Origin of the sequence: Arthrobacter sp. B3I9, assembly GCF_030816935.1 — a bacterium.
GTDB lineage: Bacteria > Actinomycetota > Actinomycetes > Actinomycetales > Micrococcaceae > Arthrobacter.
This window is the reverse complement of record NZ_JAUSYO010000001.1, coordinates 203,191-220,426: the sequence shown is the minus strand read 5'-3', so window position 1 is coordinate 220,426 and position 17,236 is coordinate 203,191. Positions and strand designations below refer to the sequence as shown.

Below are 17,236 nucleotides of genomic sequence, written 5' to 3'. Positions count from 1 at the left end.
CCACGGGGCCCTGTACCCCGTGGCCGCCATCGGCATCTGAACACCAGCCGGTAGCGGCGCCCTGAGACTTACCGGAAGGATCCCTGTGGCAGCGATTGACGGCCTCGCCAGCGGCATGAACACCACGGCCATAGTTAACTCCCTCATGGCCGTCGAAGCGCTGCCGCAGACCCAGTTGAAAACGAAACTGGCGTCGAACCAGTCCATGATCACTGCGCTGCAGGGACTCAACACCCGGATGACCCAGCTGCAGGGTATAGCCGCGGCTGCTTCGAAGCCCGGCGCCCTGAACCTGTTCACGGCTACTAGCTCCAACCAGTCCCTGACGGCGGCGACGACGACGTCGGCCACCGCCGGCTCCATCGACGTCACCATCACGAAGCTCGCGTCAACCCAGGTCAATGTCGCCGCTGCCATGACCGCCTGGCCTGCAGACGGCACGGGAGCACCCGTGAAGCTCACCCTTGTGGACGGAACAGGCAAGCAGACCGAGATTTCACCGGCCTCCACGTCACTGGACGACGTGGTCACCGCCGTGAACGCTGGCGGAGGTGGCGCCTCGGCGGTGAAGGTGCCAGCGGGTAACGGCACCTATCGACTCCAGTTCACCAGCACTGTCCCCGGTGAGTCCGGCGCTTTCAAGGTGTATCAGGGCTCCGCTGCCGAGGTCACCGCCGGCACCGCCACTGACTTGATGACTGTCAAGGACGCTGCCGTCGTTAAGCCCGCCCAGAACGCCGAGGCACTCCTCTACGCCGGAACAGCGGCCCAGGTGACGATCAGTTCCGCGACGAACACCTTCAAGGACCTGCTGCCGGGCGTCTCCGTCACCGCGACCGCCATCAGCGCGGCGCCGGTGACCGTCACGGTGGTCAGCGACATCGCAGGCGTTGCCAAGAAGGCCGAGGACCTGGTCAAGGCCTTCAACGACGTCCTCGGGTTCATCTCCGACAGCAGCGCAGTCACAACCACTGCCACCACCCTGGGTACCTCCACAGCCAAGGGTGGGATCTTCACCGGAAACTCAAGTGTCCGGGGCGTCAACGACGCCCTGCTGAGCGCGATGGCCGCACCTGTCGGCGGCAAATCGCCGTCCGAATACGGCATTGTCATCAGCCGCAACGGCGACTTCACCTTCGATAAGGACAAGCTCGCTGCGTCCCTCGCCGCTAACCCCGCCGGTACGCAGGCCGCGCTCCAGGAGATTTCCGCCCGGGTGGCTGCCGCCGCAACGGCCGCAACAGATCCCTTCAAGGGGACCGTCACCAACCTCATCAAGGGCCGTCAGTCGGAATCGACCGGCCTGACTGGCCAGATCGCGGACTGGGACCGGCGGCTTGCCGACCGGCAGTCCACGTTGCAAGCGGTCTACAGCCGCATGGAAGTCATGCTCGGCGGGCTCCAGTCGCAGTCCGCATGGCTCTCCGGCCAGCTCGCCGGGCTCACCGCCAGCTCAAACTCAGGAAACTAAACCATGACAGCAACCGCGCGCCGCGCCAACCAGCTCTCCCAGTACAGCACCGACGCCATCCTCTCGGCCCCGCCGGCCCGATTGCTGACCATGCTCTATGACCGGCTCCTGCTGGATCTGAATCGAGCCCAGTTCGCCCAGGAGAACGCAAGCTGGTCCGTCGCGTCCGAAAACCTCCTCCATGCCCAGGCCATCGTCGCCGAACTCGCGTCCACGCTGAAAACCGATGCCTGGGACGGGGCGGAAAACCTGCTCGGCATCTACGACTACGCCATGCAGGCGATGATCGGGGCGAACATCCACCGCGACGTTGAACGGACCAAGGAGTGCATCGTGCTTCTGGAACCTATGCGACAAGGCTGGCACGACGCCGCCTCGCAGCTTTCCGCCCAGACCCCGGCGCTGCGCCAGAACGGGACGCTCGGTGTCGGCTGACACCGCCACCTCTTGGGCCGCAGTCCTGGACCGGTTCGAAGCGGACATCGCCCTGGCCGTATCCGGCGGCACTCCCGGCCCGTGGGCCCCGCCGGAAGACCTCGGCCCCTGCCCTGCGGAACTCGCTGACAGGGCCCTGCGGGTACTGGACGCCCAGCGTGAAACGGAGGCCATGCTGTCGAAGGAACGCCAGCGTGCCGGTGCTCATTTGGGCGCCCTCAAAGCGGTGCAGGATCCGCAACGGACCGGGCACCCGCAGTATCTCGACGTCCGCGGCTGACCTGCGGAAATGCCGCTTTCAACGAATAAAAAGTAATCCCGACATTCTGCTTACGGATAGGCACCGCCCGCCGATGGTGAGCAGTGAGCATGGATCGCTCATCGCACGGCCACGGATCGGCCTTTTCTCCCTCTTATGCCCTAAGGCAGGCCGTCGTGTTCGATTCTGTGACCTCCGTCGCGCTCTCTAGCGCCCTGGACGGCCTTGCGCTGCGCCAGCGCGTGATCGCCAACAACATCGCAAACGTCAACACCCCGGACTACCATGCCAAGCGCGTCACTTTCGAAGACGCCCTGGCCCAGTCCGTGGGGGCGGGCAGCGGCCGCGTGGCCGCCGCGACGCAGCTCTCCCTGGAGCCGACGCAGCTCAACGGCAACAACGTCAATCTGGACACCGAGACACTCTCCAATGTCGACACCGTGCTGCGCTTCCAGTTCGCGGCCCAGGCCGCCGGCTCGGAGTTCACCGCCGTCCGTACCGCGATGAGGACGAACTAATGACTTTTGACGCGATCGGCATCGCGGGCACCGCCCTGACCGTCCACCGCAAATGGCTCGACGCAGCCGCGGACAACCTCGCCAACATCAACACCGCCAAGCCCACGTCCGGCCCGGCCTTCCAAGCGCGGTATGTGCAGGCCGTTGAAGGTGCCGGGAACACAGGCGTCTATGTTGACGGCACGGCGCTGGGCGACGCGGAAGGCCGACTCGTGCATGACCCGGCGAACCCCCTGGCCGACGCCGAAGGGTACGTCCGGATGCCTGACATCGACCTCGGTGCCCAGATGGGCAGCCTGATCATGGCCCAGCGCGGCTACCAGGCCAACGCCGGCGTCGTGGACCGCGCAAAGACCGCTTACGAAGCAGCACTCCAGATCGGAAAGTCATGACCGTCCCCGCCATCGCCCCCGTCACCGGAGTAACCGGCACCGGTTATCTCTCGGCAGTGAAAGGCCCCGAAGCCACCGACGGGTCGGCGTTCGCCGGCAGCCTCACCGGTGCCGTCGATAACCTGCAGTCGCTGCAGAGCACCTCGAAGTCCCTGGCAGTCCAGGCTGTCACCGGCGACCTGACCGACATCCACAACGCCACCCTGGCCGCTACCCGGGCGCAGGTGACCTTGGAACTGGTCTCCACCGTCCGGAACAAGGGCGTTGACGCGTTCAACGAGATCATGAGGATGCAGGCCTGATGCCCCCGCAGCTGACAGCGGTCCTGAACCGCGCGAAACTTTACGTCGGCGGGTTCACCTCCGCGCAGAAGACCATTGCCCTGCTTGCCGTCGCCGGCCTCGTCCTGGGCACCGTGGCGCTCTCCACGTGGCTGGCCAAGCCGACCATGTCGCCGCTGTTCACCGGCCTGCAGGCGACGGATGCCTCCAAGGTCACCGACCAGCTCAAGGCCGACGGCGTGACTTACGAGATTACCGACGGCGGCGGCACCATCATGGTCCCGCAGGACAACGTCTACGCCGAACGCCTCAAGGCAGCCGCGGCGGGCCTGCCGTCGGACAAGTCCAGCACGGGGTATTCACTGCTCGACAACATGGGCGTCACGTCCTCGGAATTCCAGCAGAACGTTACTTACCAGCGGGCCATGGAAGGCGAGCTGGGCAACACCATCGCGGCGATGGACGGCGTCAAGCTGGCCACCGTGAAGCTTGCCATGCCGAAAGACAGCGTGTTCACCTCGCAGAAGGCTGACCCGACAGCGTCAGTCTTCATCGAGACAAAACCCGGCCAGACCCTCTCCGCCGACCAGGTCCAGGCGATAGTCCACCTGACGAGCGCTTCCATCGACGGGTTGAAGCCGGCAAATGTTGCCGTCGTCGACGCCGCCGGGCAAACCCTCTCCGCCGTCGGCACCGGCCTCGCCGGATCGTCCTCGAAGCAGGCCAGCGACTACGAGAAAAACGTCACCGGCAACGTCCAGGCCATGCTTGACCGCGTCCTGGGCCCGGGCAACGCCACAGTCACTGTTGCAGCCGAAATGGACGCCCAGTCCGGCACTAAAGTCGACGAGACGTTCACTGCACCGGAGAATGCCCCGGCCCTGGCCGAGTCCTCCGATAAGCAGTCCTACACCGGCACCGGAGGCGGCGCTGCCGGTGTCCTGGGCCCGGACAACATCGCTGTCCCCGGCGGAACCTCCGGCAACGGCACCTTTACCCAGGACAAGGCAACGAAGAACAACGCGGTCAACAAGTCCACCCAGACCACAAACATCCCGGCCGGGCTCCTCAAGCGCCAGGCCGTGTCGGTGGCCATCAACTCCACCGCCGGCGCGGACCGGGCCCAGATGATGAGCCTCGTCTCTGCCGCAGCGGGTATCAACGCCGCACGGGGTGACGTTGTGACCGTCGAGAGCGTCGCGTTCAACACCGCCGGAGCGCAGGCCGCGCAGGATGCCCTCGCCGCCGCTAAGGCGGAACAGGATGCCAAAGCGGCCGCCGAGCTGTGGAAAATGATCCTGATTGCCGCCGTCGTCCTCCTCGCGGCTGTCCTCGCCCTGTTCCTTTACGCGCGGAAGAACCGCCGCCAGAGGCGTGAGCTCGTAGACCTGGGAGAACGCACGGACCCGGTCCTGCCTCTTGAATTCGGACCCTCCACCGCCGCCATTGCGCAGGTCGCGGTCCCGGTGAAGGCCGAAATCCCGCCCCTGCCCGAAGAGCACACCGACGCCGCGCAGAAACGCGCCCAGATCGAGGCCCTGATGACCGATGATCCGGACAAGGCCGTCGGATACCTGCGTGGCCTGATGGATTCGAAGCAGCCGGTATGAGAACCCTCGACACGCTCACGGGCGCTCAAAAGGTCGCGGTCGTCCTCATGCAGCTCAACAGGGACAGCGCGGCGGCCGTAATGGCCCAACTGACCGAAAGCGAAGCGTCCGAAGTCACGGCGGAGATCGTCCGGCTGCGCACGGTGGACCCCGACGTCGCCGATGAAGTGATGGGCGAGTTCTACGACATCGCCGTGAACGGCCGCACCGGCGCCCGCGGCGGGATGGATTTCGCCAGCGATCTGCTTGCGGCATCCTTCGGCTCGGAAAAAGCCGCCGGCCTGATGAACAAGCTCGAGTCAACGCTCGCGGGGAGGTCCTTCGAATTCCTGGATGACGCGGAGCCGGGGCAGATTGCCGCACTGCTGGACGGTGAAATGGCGACGACCATAGCCTTGGTCCTGGCGCATCTGCGCTCCCGCCAGGCATCCGCCGTCATGACCCTCATGGCAGACAGCGTCCGCACCGACGTCGCCCAGGCGATCGCCGTCATGGGCTCTTCGAACCCGGATGCTGTGGCCATCGTCGCGGCGACACTCAAGGGCCGGGCCGGAACCATCATGTCCGACAAGGAACACGCCGAAGTTGTCGGTGGAGTGCAACCCCTCGTGGACATCATCAACGGCTCCGACGCCGCCACCGAGCGCGCCCTGCTCGACGCTTTGGATGCGCGCGACCCCGACCTTGCCGAAGAGATCCGGTCCCGGATGCTCACCTTTGCCGACCTCGTCAAACTTGAGCCGCGGGACGTGCAGTTGGTCCTCCGCGGCACCGACGCGGCCGTGCTGGCGTTGGCAATGAAGGGCGCATCGCCGACCGTCATAGACGTGATCCGCGCCAACGTCTCGGAACGCAACCGGGAAATCCTGGACAGCGAAATTGCCGCCGTCGGTCCGGTCCGCGCCTCGGCCGTCGAAGAAGCACGGGCCGATATCGTCCGTCAGGTCCGTGAAATGGAAGCAGCCGGAAACATCGTGGTGCGGAGGAATGACGAAGATGACCTCGTCTACTGACCTCCCCTTCTCCCGCGCACAGTTCCCCCTCCTGAAGGCATCACCTGATGCTGCCACCGGTAGCCTTGCCTACGCTCACGGCCACACGGCCGGTTACACGTCCGGCCTCCGCAGGGCCGCCGTCGAGGCAGAAATACGCCGGGTACAGATGGAGGCCGAACACGCCGCTGTCCTCAGCGAGAGCGAAGCACGCACCGGACGCCTCCTTGCCACCCTGGCTTCCGCAGCCGCAGCCCTTCAGGCTGCTGTTGTGCCGGTCCTCGACGACGCCCAGGATGCCCTGGCGGCCTCCGCCCTGGACCTGGCCGAAGCCATACTGGGCCGCGAGCTCTCGGATACAGACAGCTCCGCCCGCGCCGCCCTCGCCCGGGCCCTTGCTGACACGCCGTCGGCCGGCGCACCCACGGTCCGCATGCACCCGGCGGACTTGAGTCTCCTGGGCGATACGGTCAAGCAAACGCCGGGGATCATCTTCACGGCGGACGACAGCCTGAACCGCGGGGACGCGTTCACCGACTTCGAAGCGGGCCACCTCGACGCCCGGATCGGCACCGCTCTGGCCCGGGCCCGGGCGGCCTTGCTGGAGGACCAGGCATGACGGCCACCACGTGGCGCCCCCATGCGGAACGGTTCGCTGCCGCCGTGGCCGCGGGACGTCCGGAGCGGGTAGGAACGGTCTCCTCCGTGGTCGGCCTTGGCGCTGAACTGGAAGGCCTGGACGTCTCCATCGGCGACCTCGTCACCCTGGGGGAGCGCCCGGGCGTGGACGCCGAGGTTGTCGCCACCACCCGCACCGGTGCCCGCTGCATGCCGCTGGCCAGAATGACCGGCATCGCGGCAGGCTCTCCGGCACGCACCCGCGGCATTCCGTTGCTGGTGCCCACGGGCACCGGCTTGTTCGGGCGCGTCCTGGATGGCCTCGGCCGACCCATCGATGGGAAAGGCCCGCTGGCCCGGGACGGCATGGTGCCCGTCCACAACGACACTCCGTCGGCGATGCAGCGTGCCCGGATCCACAGCCCGCTGCAGACCGGAGTCCGGGTACTGGATACCCTGACCACGCTTGGCCGCGGCCAGCGCATGGGCCTGTTCGCCGGCTCGGGCGTCGGCAAGTCCTCGCTGCTATCCATGATCGCCCGGGGGACCGACGCCGAGGTGTCCGTAATTGCCCTGGTGGGCGAGCGGGGCCGTGAAGTCCGCGAGTTCCTCGAAGATGACCTCGGCGCTGAGGGGCTGGCCCGGTCCATCGTCATCGTTTCGACGTCGGACGAGCCGGCCATGATGCGCATGCGCGCCGCCTTCACCGCTACGCGGATTGCCGAATCCTTCCGGGACCGGGGCGCCGACGTCGTCCTGATGATGGACTCCCTCACCCGCGTGGCGATGGCCCAGCGCGAAATCGGGCTCTCCGTAGGGGAACCCCCGGCCACCCGCGGCTACCCGCCGTCGACGTTTTCCGTCCTGGCCCAGCTTCTCGAGCGGGCCGGAACAGCGGAGACGGGATCCGTGACCGGCCTATACACGGTGCTCGTGGACGGCGATGACCACAACGAGCCGATCGCAGACGCCGCCCGGTCCATCCTGGACGGACACGTCGTCCTCGACCGCAAGCTGGCCGTCACCGGACACTTCCCGTCCATTGACGTGCTCGCCTCCATCTCCCGGCTTTCGTCGAAAGTGAACCCCGCCGGGCGCACAGCGATGGCCTCGACGCTGCGGCGGGTCCTCGCGGCCCGCAAGAACGCCCAAGACCTGATCGACGTCGGGGCCTACAAGACGGGCGCCAACCCGCTCGTCGACGCCGCGTTGTCCCACGAGGATTCGATCAACGCGTTCCTGCAGCAACGCATGGACGACCAGACGCCGGATGCTGACGCATGGAACTCGCTGGAACATCTCACGCGCATACTTGGAGGGGCATAAATGGCTCGGAACTTTCCCCTGGCGGGGCTCCTGGGGCTGCGACGCCTGGAAGAAGACCAGGCCGCGTCCGCACTGTCGGCGGCCAACCGCCGGCACGCCGCCCTGCAGGCCCGGCACGGCGCCCTGCTCCGCGACCTGGCGGCATCGCCCGTTGACGTCGCCAGCGCCGCAGCCCTCCGCGCGGCCGCCATCGCCCGCGCCTCCTCGCGCAGCATGCTCACCGATCTGTCCGCGCTGACGGCAGTTTCGGAAGCGGACGCCGTCCAGGCGCACGGGGACTTCCAGCAGGCCCGGGCGGCCACGGTGGGACTCGAAAAACTCGAAGACAAGCACGCCTCACGCCTGGCAGTGGAGGACCTCCGCGCCGAACAGCTCGTCCTCGACGAGATCGCCTCCGGATCATGGCACCGGCAGAAGGAGAGCCTTCCCCGATGAGCATGACCGACGCGATCAGCACCATCAGCCAGATCCAGGCCACCCTGACCCGGCTTAACACCGGTGGGGCCCCGGTCTCCACGACGTCCGCTCCGAACGCGACGACGTCCGCCACCTTCGCCCAGACGCTCGCCGCCGCCGGCACACCCGCATTCCCGGCCGTTCCCGAACTGTCCGGCGCCGCCCCAGGCACCGGCTCAGCCACCGGTGCGGCTATTGCCGCCGATGCCAAAAAGTACTTAGGCGTCCCGTACGTCTGGGGAGGAACCGACCCCAAGACGGGGCTGGACTGCTCGGGGCTCGTCCAGCGCGTGTACAAGGATCTCGGCATCGACCTGCCCCGTGTCGCCATCGACCAGGGCAATGCGGGGACGGCGGTCCCGAACCTGGCCGCAGCCCAGCCCGGCGATCTGCTCGTCATGAACGGCGGCCAGCACATCGGCATCTTCATGGGCAACAACCAGTACATCCATGCCCCAGCGCCCGGAGAACGCGTACGCATCGAAAACATTCCTGCGGGTGCCGTTTTCGACAAAATCGCGCGGATTATCCCGAACGCGCCGGCCGCTCCTGCGCTCCCGGCCGGCGCCGACCTGCTCTCCACCCTGCAGGCCGCCCTCGCCACGGGACGTGCCGCATGAACACCGTGACGACGGCCCCCGTGCCGCCGCAGGGGACCGTGAAAGCCGCGCCGGGCGCCGCGCCGGGGGCCGACCGCTTCGACGGAACGCTTTCCTCCATCCTTGCCGCACTCCCGGGGGCAGCCGGAGTTGCACCGGCCAGTCCTGGCAGCCAAGAGGCACCGGCAAGCCCGCCGGAGGGGTCACCGTCTACACCTCCCAAGCCCTTGTACCCGGCGCAGCCCGTACCGGCGGTCTTCCAGCTGCCGGTCGGCTCCTCGTCAGCATCATCCGCTGCCGACAAGGGGAAGGACGCGCGGGGCGCCGCGGCGGAGGTAGAGAGCCTCGGCGGGACAGTTTCCGCGACCCCCGAAACTGCCAGCGCCGCACTCCCAGGCGCCGTGGCCCCGACGTCGGCCCCCGCGGCCGTCGTCGTACTTCCGGCCGAACCGAGGAAGCAGGACGCTCCGCGGCAAGGACCGGGTGATGCACCGGATGCGGATGCCGTTTCCGTAGACTCGTCGCAGCCTGCCGCGCCGGTCGTCATGCCGCCGATAGACACCGTAGTGGTGCCGGCGCAGCCCGCCCCTGTGGTCTTCCAGCTGCCGGCAGGTCCCGGAGCCGTCCCGGCGGACGCATCACGACTCACGGCGGTGCCTGGGGGACCGGCAGCTCCTGATGCCGCTGCCCGCCCGGTGGGTGCCTCTGTGCCGGCCCCGCACCCGCTGACTGGAGCCGGCAACCTTACTGGCGGCCTGAAAGGTGAAAATAACGGCCTGAAGCCCGCATCGGGAATGGCCATGGCGGCTGCCCCTGCATATGTCACCGAAACGGCGCCCACGGTTGTCGAACCGGGGTTGGCAGGCAAACCGACCCCGGTGTCCTCGTCTGCTGCTGCCCTCAGCGGGGCAGAACGAGCTCTCGGAACCGGCCCCAGGACAGACGCTGTGGCAGTCGGTGCCGTTCCCGCCGGCACCCCGGTGACGGCCGTGGCCGGGCAACCCCTGGCACCGGCTGTCACGACGTCCGGACCGGTCCAAGCGCCGGCGCATGTGCTCCCCGTTCCGGCAGGGTTCGCGGCGCAGCTGGCCCGCCCCGTCTTTACACTCGCGTCCGCGGGGCTGGGCGAGCACACCATGACGGTGGCAGTGAATCCGGAAAACCTCGGCCCCGTGACGGTCCAGGCGCACATCAGCGCCTCCGGCGTCCGCGTCGAACTCTTCGCGGCCAGCCCCGACGGTCGCGACGTGCTGCGCCAGATCCTCCCGGACCTCAAGCGCGATCTGGCTGGATCCGGACTTAACGCCACCCTGGACCTTTCTTCCGGCGGGCATCCCTCCGGTGGACAACCCGGCGGCGGACACGGCAGCAGGGACGAGTTTATGAATCGCCGGGCCCCGGTGGCTTACCCCGGTGCCACCGACAACCGACAGTCACCAATGAACAGTCAGGCATCCAGAGTGACCCCGGGCCTTCGCGGCACCGACGGCACCCTCGATGTGATGGCCTGACAGGAGAGAAGACCATGCCGATAACCCCCGTCGCTTCGACCGTTCCCGCCCAGGGTGTCCAGTCGATGGCACCCACCCGCGCGCCGAAGCAGACCATGGACGCGGACATGTTCATGAACATGCTTGTCATCCAGCTCAAGAACCAGGACCCGTCCTCGCCGATGGATACGAACGCCATGATCGGGCAGACCACCCAGCTGGCCATGATGGAAAAGCTCACCTCCCTGGAGAGCACGTCAGGGCAGGATTTCTCCCTGCAGATGCGCTCCGCAGCTGCCTCGCTAATCGGCAAGACTGTAACTTACGCCGGCCCGGACGGTTCCGCCGTCACGGGTACCGCAACTTCCGTCTCCTTCACCGGGTCCGTGCCCGCCGTGAGCGTGAACGGCAGCAGCATCGCCCTGGATGCCCTCACCGGCATCGGCAACTAACCCTCCTGCTTCATTCTTCCGAAAGGCATTCACCATGCTCCGTTCCCTGTACTCCGGCATCTCCGGCCTCCGCTCGCACCAGACCATGCTTGACGTCACCGGCAACAACATCGCCAACGTCAACACCGCCGGGTTCAAGTCCTCCTCCGTTCAGTTCCAGGACACCCTCTCGCAGCTGACCAAGGGTGCCGGTGCGCCCGGCACCGACGGCGGCACCAACCCGGCGCAGGTGGGCCTCGGCGTGCAGGTTGCCGGCATCGCCACCAACTTCAACCAGGGCTCCGCCCAGGCAACAGGCAAAGCGACAGACATGATGATTTCCGGTGACGGGTTCTTCGCCGTCAACGTGGGCGGCCAGCAGCTCTACACCCGGGCCGGGGCTTTCAGCCCCGACGCTTCCGGCCGTCTCGTCACCGCCGACGGCGCCGTCCTCCAGGGCTGGGCCGCCGTGAACGGCGTGGTGCCCGTCGGCGGGCCGCTCTCCGAGATCACGGTCTCCTCTACGGCCGTGTCTCCGGCCCGCGCCACCACGGCGGCAGGAGTAGCGGGCAACGTCCCGGACGAAGCGGCCGCCGGCACCGTCCTGGACCGCCAGGTCAACGTCTTCGACAGCACCGGGAACATGACCCCTCTGGACCTGAAGTTCACCCGCACGGCCGCCGGCTGGAACGTCACCGGCAGGGACGCGGCCGGCAACACGGGGACGACGTCGATGGCGTTCGCCGCCGGGCAGATGACCTCCGGGGGAACCATGGCCGTTGGCGGCATCACCGTCGACCTGACCCGGATGACGGGCTTCACCGGAATGACTTCCGCCGTGATCGACAGCCAGGACGGCCGCGCGGCCGGCACACTGGAATCCTTCTCCATCTCCAAGGACGGCACCGTCATCGGATCGTTCAGCAACGGAGCGAAGCAGCCGGTGGCACAGGTCGCGATGGCCAAATTCACCAACCCGGCCGGCCTGGAAAAGGCCGGCAACTCCGAATACCGGATCACCGCCAACTCCGGCGGGGCCGTCCTTGGCACCGCGGGCAACGGCGGCTTCGGGTCGATCGCTGCAGGGTCCCTAGAAATGTCCAACGTGGACCTGTCCCAGGAATTCACCAACCTGATTGTCGCCCAGCGCGGCTTCCAGGCGAATGCCCGCATCATCACCACCTCCGACGAGGTCCTGAACGAGTTGACGAACCTGAAGCGCTAACGCGCCGAAAACAGGAGCGGCCCTCTCCTCCGACCGCTGCTCGGAGGGGGCCGCTATTTTCGTGCGCCTCTTTGCCTTACGACGGCCCGTCTGCTGCCGACAGTGCAAAGAGGCAGCCGAACACCGGCAGCGCCTCGTGAAGGAAGAGCCATGATCGTCGTCACCCGGTTGGACCGCACTCAGTTTGCGATCAACCCTGACCTAATTGAGCGCATCTACGCCAGCCCAGACACCACTCTCCACCTCGCAGACAGCGCCACCTACATCGTGACCGAGTCCATGGGTGAGGTCATCGACCTGATCACCGCCTACCGGGCCAGTGTGATCAGGATGGCCCGGGACATGACGTCCGCTCCCGCGGGTACAGGACCGGGCCTCAGCATCGTCCACGCGGCGGACGGCCGTAGCCAAGATCCTGCACCGCAAACACCCAGAAAGTAACCACGATGGATCCAGCAACACTCATCGGCATCCTGCTCGCGTTCGGTTCCGTCTTCGCCATGGTCACCATGGAAGGCGGCCATGTGGAAAGCCTCCTTCTACTCCCGCCCATGGTCCTGGTCTTCGGCGCAACGTTGGCCGTCGGCCTGGCAGGCTCCACGCTCAAGAGCACGCTCCACGCGTTCAAGTCCATTCCGGCAGCCGTCAAAGGCCGGACCGTGGCACCGCTGGACAGCATCGACCAGGTGGTTACCCTGGCCGAGAAGGCCCGGAGCGAAGGCCTGCTCTCCCTGGAAGCAGACGCCCAGGAGACCAAGGACAGTTTCCTTGCCGGAGCCTTGCAGAACATTGCCGACGGGACCGACGGCGACGAGCTTCGCCTCATGCTGGAGGATGAGATCCACTCCAAAAAGGTCTCGGACCAGACCGCCTCGAAGTTCTTCAGATCCCTTGGCGGATATGCCCCCACCATCGGCATCATCGGCACCGTTGTCTCACTCACCCATGTCCTGGAAAACCTTTCCGACCCCTCAAACCTGGGCCCGATGATCGCCAGTGCCTTCGTCGCGACCCTGTGGGGGCTGCTCAGCGCGAACTTCCTGTGGCTGCCGCTTGCGGACCGGCTCGCAAAAATCTCCGAACTCGAACTGGACCGGATGACGCTGCTCATGGAAGGCGTCCTGGCCGTCCAGGCCGGCTCCCAGCCGCTGCTGTTGCGGGAGCGCCTTAAATCCATGGTCCCGCCGCACACGCTCAAAGCCGGCAAAGCCGGATCATCCGGCGGCAAGAATGACACCAAGGGCACGGCCCAGGATGGCAGGAAAGACAAGCTGAAGGCCGCTGCATGAGCCGGGGCCGGGGGAGGGGCCGCGCCACCCGCGGCGAGACGGAGGAACACCACGTCGACGAACGGTGGATGGCCTCCTACATGGACATGGTGACCGTCCTGATGTGCCTGTTCATTGTGCTGTTCGCGATGTCGTCGGTGGACGTGGAAAAGTATGAAAAGCTTCGCAACTCCCTGGCCACCGGTTTCGGGACGGTTAACGAAGGCAAGGTCGATACGGCTGAAGGCACCGTCGTCCCGGCGACGCAGGTCGACATGAACGCCGAGGGGTTCACTGACCTGCAGGTGGCCGAGAAGGAGGTCGACCAGCTGGCTGCCCTCAAAGAGCACATGAACGCCAACCTCACGGCGCAGGGCCTGGCCGGAACGGTTTCCTTCGTCATCGACCAGCGCGGCCTGACCGTCAAACTAGTGGGCTCGCAGTCCTACTTCCTGCCGGACAGCCCGGTGCTGCAGCCCCAGACGCTGAGCATCCTCGGCGCCATCGCTCCGGTGCTGGCACCGATTCCGGAGGAGATCGCCGTCGAGGGCCACGCCGCCAACGGCATCACCGCCTATGCCTCCACCTGGGAGCTGTCCGGGGCGCGGGCCACGGCGGTCCTGCGCACCCTCGTCGAATCCGGAGGGGTCGCCGGCAACCGGATCGGCGCCGTCGGCTACGGCTCGGCCCGGCAGGTGAACCAGGATGCCACCGAAGCCGAACACATGGAGAACCGGCGCGTGGACGTTGTGGTCCTGTCTGACCAGCCGGACAAAATCCGTGCCCTGATTCCACAGGTCCTCCAGGCCCGCGTCCACTAGCAGAACCCAGCGATTGACCCATGAACCGACTAAACCGAAAGTACCGAGCGTGACGGCATTGACCGATCCCGCGCCCTACGGGGCCGCGTCCCAGTATCCGAAAATCGTTGAGGTCTATGACTTCAGCCGTCCCACCACCCTCGCTCGAGAACACAGCCGCGTCCTGGAAATGGCCTTCGAAACGTTCGCGCGCCAGTGGGGCACGCAGTCGACCGCCAAGATCAGGGTGAAAACCCAGATCACCTGCGACAACGTCCTCATGCAGACGTACGACGACTACTCGGCGTCGCTGCCGCCGTCGACCGCCATGGTGCTCTGCGTCTTTGAAGGCATGGACGCCCGTGCCGTCATCCAGTTCCCCATCACCGCCGCCCTCTCCTGGATCTCGAACATGCTCGGCGGCTCCGGAACCCAGCAGCATCTGGAGCGGACCGCGTTCACTCCGATCGAGCAGGCCCTGGTCAGGCACCTGATGGAAAACGCCCTGGAGGACCTCCGCTACTCGTTCGGCGCGATGCTCACTGCCCCCGTCGAGCTAGGTTCCATCCAGTTCAACTCCCAGTTCGCCCAGGCCGCAGCGCCGTCCGACCTGATGATCGTGGCCGCCTTCACGATCAAGGTGGGAGATTCCGCCGCGGCGGCCACCCTGGCCATCCCGGCGGGGGTGCTGATGCCGCACCTGAACGCCGGTGCTGCCGCCAAGTCCAGCCGGGATCCCAAGACGCAGGTCCGGGCGCAGCTGTCGCAGGTGCCGGTCGAAGTATCCCTTGAGCTCGCCCCGGCCGTCGTAAGGCCGGCGACCATCCTGAACCTCTCGGTCGGCGACGTGCTTCCCTTGCCCCATTCCACCACGGCCCCCTTCAACGTCGTCGTAGACGGCCACAGGCTTGCCCAGGCGTCTGCCGGCACCAACGGCTCCCGTCTCGCCGCCGTCATCGTTTCCATCGAGGAGAAAATCCAATGAGTACCGCACTGCACTCCGCTGCCGTGGCCGCCCTGGCCGAGAAGCTCCCCACACCGCTGCCCTACGGCAGCGCCGTCCTGGCCGACCGCACGGTGCTGGAGGGGCGGACCCATGAGGCAATTACTGCCACGTTTGTCGGATCGGCCACCGCGGACCTGGGCCTGATCCTGCCGGACACCTCATTCCTGGCTGAAGCCGCGGGTGCCGACTCGGCCCTCATCTCCTCCGCCGACATCCTCCGCCCGGCCCTGGAGCACGCTGCCTCCGTGCTGGGGGCGGGGGTGCTCGGGGAACCCCGCAGGCAGGACGCCGCAGCATTGTTCACCGACGCAGAATCGGTCGTGTTCGAGCTGATCTCGGGCGGGACCGCAGCCGGCTGGTTCGCTATCCGCATCCGGACACAGGGAACCGTCAACAACGGCGGCGGCGCCCAGCCGACGCCGGTCTCCGCGCGGAAGCTGAACCGCATCCACAACGTTGAAATGGCGCTCACCGTCGCGATCGGCCACACCCGGTTGTCGGTGCGCGACGTCCTGGACCTGGAACCGGGAAAAATCATCGAACTCGACCGTTCCGCCGGTGCCCCGGCGGACATCATGCTCAACGGCCGCCTGATCGCCCACGGCGAGATCGTCGTCGTCGACCAGGACTACGCCGTCAAGATCACCCGCATTCTCGACGTCGCAGAGGGTCTCGGCTAAAGTGGACGCCCTCATGCTCGCCGTCCGGGTGATCCTGTCGCTCGGAGCCGTTGTCGCGCTGCTCTGGATCATCCAGCGCAGGGTGGCCGGCTCCCAGCGGGGTCCCCGGACCGGGGACGTCCTCAACGTCGTCTCCCGCCGCGGTCTGGGGCAGAAGTCCGCCGTCGTCGTCGTCGAAACGGACGGAAAACGCTTCCTGCTCGGCGTGACCGAACATTCCGTCAACGTCCTGCACACCTCCGACGCCCCCGTAGCGGAGGCTGAGGCGGAGGCCGCCCCGGAAAACGGGAGGGTCTTCGCCCTCAAGCTCGCCGAGGCTTCCGCCGACGATCCCGCCCCCGTGATGCGCCGGCGCCGTCAGGGACGCGGACCGGCCGGGCCGCCCCCGGGGTCGTTCCTGTCCGCGGACACCTGGCGGCAGGCGGCAGCGGCAGCCCGGAAGGGACTCCTCGGTTGAACGCCACCGCCCCGGCGTCGCGGGTGGCACAATTTGCAGCGCTGCTTGCCGTCGCTCTTCTGGCCGCGCTCGCGCTCATGCTGACCGCGCCAGCGCCGGCCCACGCCGCACCCGCCATGCCGGCCCCCTCGCCGACCGCCCCGGCCTACACGCCCGGCCTTGTTGCGCCCGGAGGCGTCCAGAACGTCAGCCCGGCCGCCCCTGCCGACCCGGCGGATCCCGCCGGTCCGTCCAGCCCGGCGACGGCGCCGGCCGCGCCCTCCATCTCCATCAACGGCGCCGACGGTTCGCCGTCCACGGCGGTCACCACGCTCATCGGCATCACCTTGCTCTCGGTCGCCCCGGCACTACTGCTGATGATGACCTCGTTCACGAAAATCTTCGTCGTCCTGGCCATGACCCGCAACGCGCTGGCCTTGCCGAACATCCCGCCCAACCAGGTCCTCGCCGGCCTGGCCCTGTTCCTGACCTTTTTCATCATGGGACCGGTGCTGGGCGAGATCAACACCAGTGGCGTCCAGCCTTACCTGAACGGGACGCTGGACTTCAACGGCGCGCTCGCGGCCGGTTCAGGGCCCCTGCAGACATTCATGGGAGCGCACACCCGGCAGGAAGACGTAGCCCTGATGACCCGCGCCGCCGGCATGGAGAACCCCGCCGACATGGCTTCCGTCCCGCTGACCACCCTGATCCCGGCGTTCATGATCTCCGAACTGCGGGCTGCGTTCGTCATCGGATTCGTCATCTTCATCCCGTTCCTGATTATCGACATCATCGTCTCCGCCGCGCTGATGTCGATGGGCATGATGATGCTTCCGCCGGTCATGGTGTCGCTGCCGTTCAAGATTCTGCTCTTTGTCCTCGTTGACGGCTGGGGCCTGGTCATCACCTCCCTCATCCAGTCCTACCGGGGCGGCTGACG

22 protein-coding genes are annotated in these 17,236 nt (G+C 66.9%); all 22 read left to right on the top strand.

The genetic code is table 11. The annotated features are described in order from the left end of the window. Positions 1–85 precede the first annotated feature (85 nt). Complete coding sequence (gene fliD / locus QFZ65_RS01130) at positions 86–1,471, top strand: flagellar filament capping protein FliD (RefSeq protein ID WP_306907593.1); 1,386 nt, start codon at positions 86–88, stop codon at positions 1,469–1,471. Between the two features lie 3 nt (positions 1,472–1,474). Next, positions 1,475–1,906: a flagellar export chaperone FliS gene (fliS, locus tag QFZ65_RS01125; RefSeq protein ID WP_306907591.1), complete on the top strand. Its 432-nt coding sequence runs from the start codon at positions 1,475–1,477 to the stop codon at positions 1,904–1,906. After that, positions 1,896–2,186, top strand: a complete 291-nt coding sequence (locus tag QFZ65_RS01120) for a hypothetical protein (RefSeq protein ID WP_306907589.1) — start codon at positions 1,896–1,898, stop codon at positions 2,184–2,186. The genes fliS and QFZ65_RS01120 overlap by 11 nt, the downstream gene beginning before the upstream one ends. 155 nt (positions 2,187–2,341) lie before the next feature. Further along, positions 2,342–2,683 (top strand): flagellar basal body protein, encoded by a 342-nt coding sequence (locus tag QFZ65_RS01115; RefSeq protein WP_306907587.1) that lies wholly within the window; start codon positions 2,342–2,344, stop codon positions 2,681–2,683. Then, positions 2,683–3,075 carry a flagellar basal body rod protein FlgC gene (locus QFZ65_RS01110; protein ID WP_306907585.1) on the top strand — a complete coding sequence of 131 codons (393 nt, stop codon included), beginning with the start codon at positions 2,683–2,685 and terminating at the stop codon, positions 3,073–3,075. Before QFZ65_RS01115 ends, QFZ65_RS01110 begins: the two co-directional genes overlap by 1 nt. After that, the gene (gene fliE / locus QFZ65_RS01105) at positions 3,072–3,377 is read left to right on the top strand and encodes a flagellar hook-basal body complex protein FliE (RefSeq protein WP_306907583.1); all 306 of its coding nucleotides are present in this window, start codon (positions 3,072–3,074) and stop codon (positions 3,375–3,377) included. The genes QFZ65_RS01110 and fliE overlap by 4 nt, the downstream gene beginning before the upstream one ends. Continuing rightward, positions 3,377–4,966: a flagellar basal-body MS-ring/collar protein FliF gene (gene fliF, locus QFZ65_RS01100; protein WP_306907581.1), complete on the top strand. Its 1,590-nt coding sequence runs from the start codon at positions 3,377–3,379 to the stop codon at positions 4,964–4,966. The genes fliE and fliF overlap by 1 nt, the downstream gene beginning before the upstream one ends. After that, a complete protein-coding gene (gene fliG / locus QFZ65_RS01095; RefSeq protein ID WP_306907579.1) occupies positions 4,963–5,979 on the top strand; it encodes a flagellar motor switch protein FliG in 1,017 nt (338 codons plus the stop codon). Before fliF ends, fliG begins: the two co-directional genes overlap by 4 nt. After that, a complete protein-coding gene (locus tag QFZ65_RS01090; protein WP_306907577.1) occupies positions 5,963–6,577 on the top strand; it encodes a FliH/SctL family protein in 615 nt (204 codons plus the stop codon). The genes fliG and QFZ65_RS01090 overlap by 17 nt, the downstream gene beginning before the upstream one ends. After that, positions 6,574–7,902, top strand: a complete 1,329-nt coding sequence (locus QFZ65_RS01085) for a FliI/YscN family ATPase (RefSeq protein WP_306907575.1) — start codon at positions 6,574–6,576, stop codon at positions 7,900–7,902. Before QFZ65_RS01090 ends, QFZ65_RS01085 begins: the two co-directional genes overlap by 4 nt. Then, entirely contained in the window at positions 7,903–8,337 is a 435-nt protein-coding gene (locus QFZ65_RS01080) for a flagellar export protein FliJ (protein ID WP_306907574.1), read from the top strand. It abuts the gene before it with no gap. Further along, a complete protein-coding gene (locus QFZ65_RS01075; RefSeq protein ID WP_306907572.1) occupies positions 8,334–8,978 on the top strand; it encodes a C40 family peptidase in 645 nt (214 codons plus the stop codon). The genes QFZ65_RS01080 and QFZ65_RS01075 overlap by 4 nt, the downstream gene beginning before the upstream one ends. Then, entirely contained in the window at positions 8,975–10,468 is a 1,494-nt protein-coding gene (locus QFZ65_RS01070) for a flagellar hook-length control protein FliK (RefSeq protein WP_306907570.1), read from the top strand. The genes QFZ65_RS01075 and QFZ65_RS01070 overlap by 4 nt, the downstream gene beginning before the upstream one ends. 14 nt (positions 10,469–10,482) lie before the next feature. Further along, positions 10,483–10,899, top strand: coding sequence for a flagellar hook assembly protein FlgD (locus QFZ65_RS01065; protein WP_306907568.1), 417 nt, complete (start codon positions 10,483–10,485; stop codon positions 10,897–10,899). Between the two features lie 34 nt (positions 10,900–10,933). Beyond that, positions 10,934–12,103 carry a flagellar hook protein FlgE gene (locus QFZ65_RS01060; protein WP_306907565.1) on the top strand — a complete coding sequence of 390 codons (1,170 nt, stop codon included), beginning with the start codon at positions 10,934–10,936 and terminating at the stop codon, positions 12,101–12,103. Between the two features lie 150 nt (positions 12,104–12,253). After that, positions 12,254–12,544 (top strand): flagellar FlbD family protein, encoded by a 291-nt coding sequence (locus QFZ65_RS01055; RefSeq protein ID WP_306907563.1) that lies wholly within the window; start codon positions 12,254–12,256, stop codon positions 12,542–12,544. 5 nt (positions 12,545–12,549) lie between these two features. Next, positions 12,550–13,392: a motility protein A gene (locus QFZ65_RS01050; RefSeq protein ID WP_306907562.1), complete on the top strand. Its 843-nt coding sequence runs from the start codon at positions 12,550–12,552 to the stop codon at positions 13,390–13,392. Continuing rightward, a complete protein-coding gene (locus QFZ65_RS01045) occupies positions 13,389–14,192 on the top strand; it encodes a flagellar motor protein MotB (protein ID WP_306907560.1) in 804 nt (267 codons plus the stop codon). The genes QFZ65_RS01050 and QFZ65_RS01045 overlap by 4 nt, the downstream gene beginning before the upstream one ends. A 49-nt stretch (positions 14,193–14,241) precedes the next feature. Then, the gene (locus QFZ65_RS01040; protein WP_306907559.1) at positions 14,242–15,156 is read left to right on the top strand and encodes a flagellar motor switch protein FliM; all 915 of its coding nucleotides are present in this window, start codon (positions 14,242–14,244) and stop codon (positions 15,154–15,156) included. Next, positions 15,153–15,857 (top strand): flagellar motor switch protein FliN, encoded by a 705-nt coding sequence (gene fliN, locus QFZ65_RS01035; RefSeq protein WP_306907558.1) that lies wholly within the window; start codon positions 15,153–15,155, stop codon positions 15,855–15,857. The genes QFZ65_RS01040 and fliN overlap by 4 nt, the downstream gene beginning before the upstream one ends. A 1-nt stretch (position 15,858) precedes the next feature. Continuing rightward, on the top strand, positions 15,859–16,314 hold the full coding sequence (fliO, locus tag QFZ65_RS01030; protein WP_306907556.1) for a flagellar biosynthetic protein FliO: 456 nt from the start codon (positions 15,859–15,861) through the stop codon (positions 16,312–16,314). Beyond that, positions 16,311–17,234, top strand: a complete 924-nt coding sequence (gene fliP, locus QFZ65_RS01025; RefSeq protein ID WP_306907554.1) for a flagellar type III secretion system pore protein FliP — start codon at positions 16,311–16,313, stop codon at positions 17,232–17,234. Before fliO ends, fliP begins: the two co-directional genes overlap by 4 nt. Positions 17,235–17,236: the final 2 nt, after the last annotated feature.

Excerpts from the sequence above, each read along its gene's own strand:
- QFZ65_RS01050 (WP_306907562.1), top strand. The coding sequence starts at position 12,550 with ATGGATCCAGCAACACTCATCGGCATCCTGCTCGCGTTCGGTTCCGTC.
- QFZ65_RS01060 (WP_306907565.1), top strand. The coding sequence starts at position 10,934 with ATGCTCCGTTCCCTGTACTCCGGCATCTCCGGCCTCCGCTCGCACCAG.
- fliG (WP_306907579.1), top strand. The coding sequence starts at position 4,963 with ATGAGAACCCTCGACACGCTCACGGGCGCTCAAAAGGTCGCGGTCGTC.
- QFZ65_RS01110 (WP_306907585.1), top strand. The coding sequence starts at position 2,683 with ATGACTTTTGACGCGATCGGCATCGCGGGCACCGCCCTGACCGTCCAC.
- QFZ65_RS01090 (WP_306907577.1), top strand. The coding sequence starts at position 5,963 with ATGACCTCGTCTACTGACCTCCCCTTCTCCCGCGCACAGTTCCCCCTC.
- QFZ65_RS01055 (WP_306907563.1), top strand. The coding sequence starts at position 12,254 with ATGATCGTCGTCACCCGGTTGGACCGCACTCAGTTTGCGATCAACCCT.
- QFZ65_RS01080 (WP_306907574.1), top strand. The coding sequence starts at position 7,903 with ATGGCTCGGAACTTTCCCCTGGCGGGGCTCCTGGGGCTGCGACGCCTG.
- fliE (WP_306907583.1), top strand. The coding sequence starts at position 3,072 with ATGACCGTCCCCGCCATCGCCCCCGTCACCGGAGTAACCGGCACCGGT.
- QFZ65_RS01045 (WP_306907560.1), top strand. The coding sequence starts at position 13,389 with ATGAGCCGGGGCCGGGGGAGGGGCCGCGCCACCCGCGGCGAGACGGAG.
- QFZ65_RS01070 (WP_306907570.1), top strand. The coding sequence starts at position 8,975 with ATGAACACCGTGACGACGGCCCCCGTGCCGCCGCAGGGGACCGTGAAA.
- QFZ65_RS01065 (WP_306907568.1), top strand. The coding sequence starts at position 10,483 with ATGCCGATAACCCCCGTCGCTTCGACCGTTCCCGCCCAGGGTGTCCAG.
- fliF (WP_306907581.1), top strand. The coding sequence starts at position 3,377 with ATGCCCCCGCAGCTGACAGCGGTCCTGAACCGCGCGAAACTTTACGTC.
- fliS (WP_306907591.1), top strand. The coding sequence starts at position 1,475 with ATGACAGCAACCGCGCGCCGCGCCAACCAGCTCTCCCAGTACAGCACC.
- fliN (WP_306907558.1), top strand. The coding sequence starts at position 15,153 with ATGAGTACCGCACTGCACTCCGCTGCCGTGGCCGCCCTGGCCGAGAAG.
- QFZ65_RS01075 (WP_306907572.1), top strand. The coding sequence starts at position 8,334 with ATGAGCATGACCGACGCGATCAGCACCATCAGCCAGATCCAGGCCACC.
- QFZ65_RS01085 (WP_306907575.1), top strand. The coding sequence starts at position 6,574 with ATGACGGCCACCACGTGGCGCCCCCATGCGGAACGGTTCGCTGCCGCC.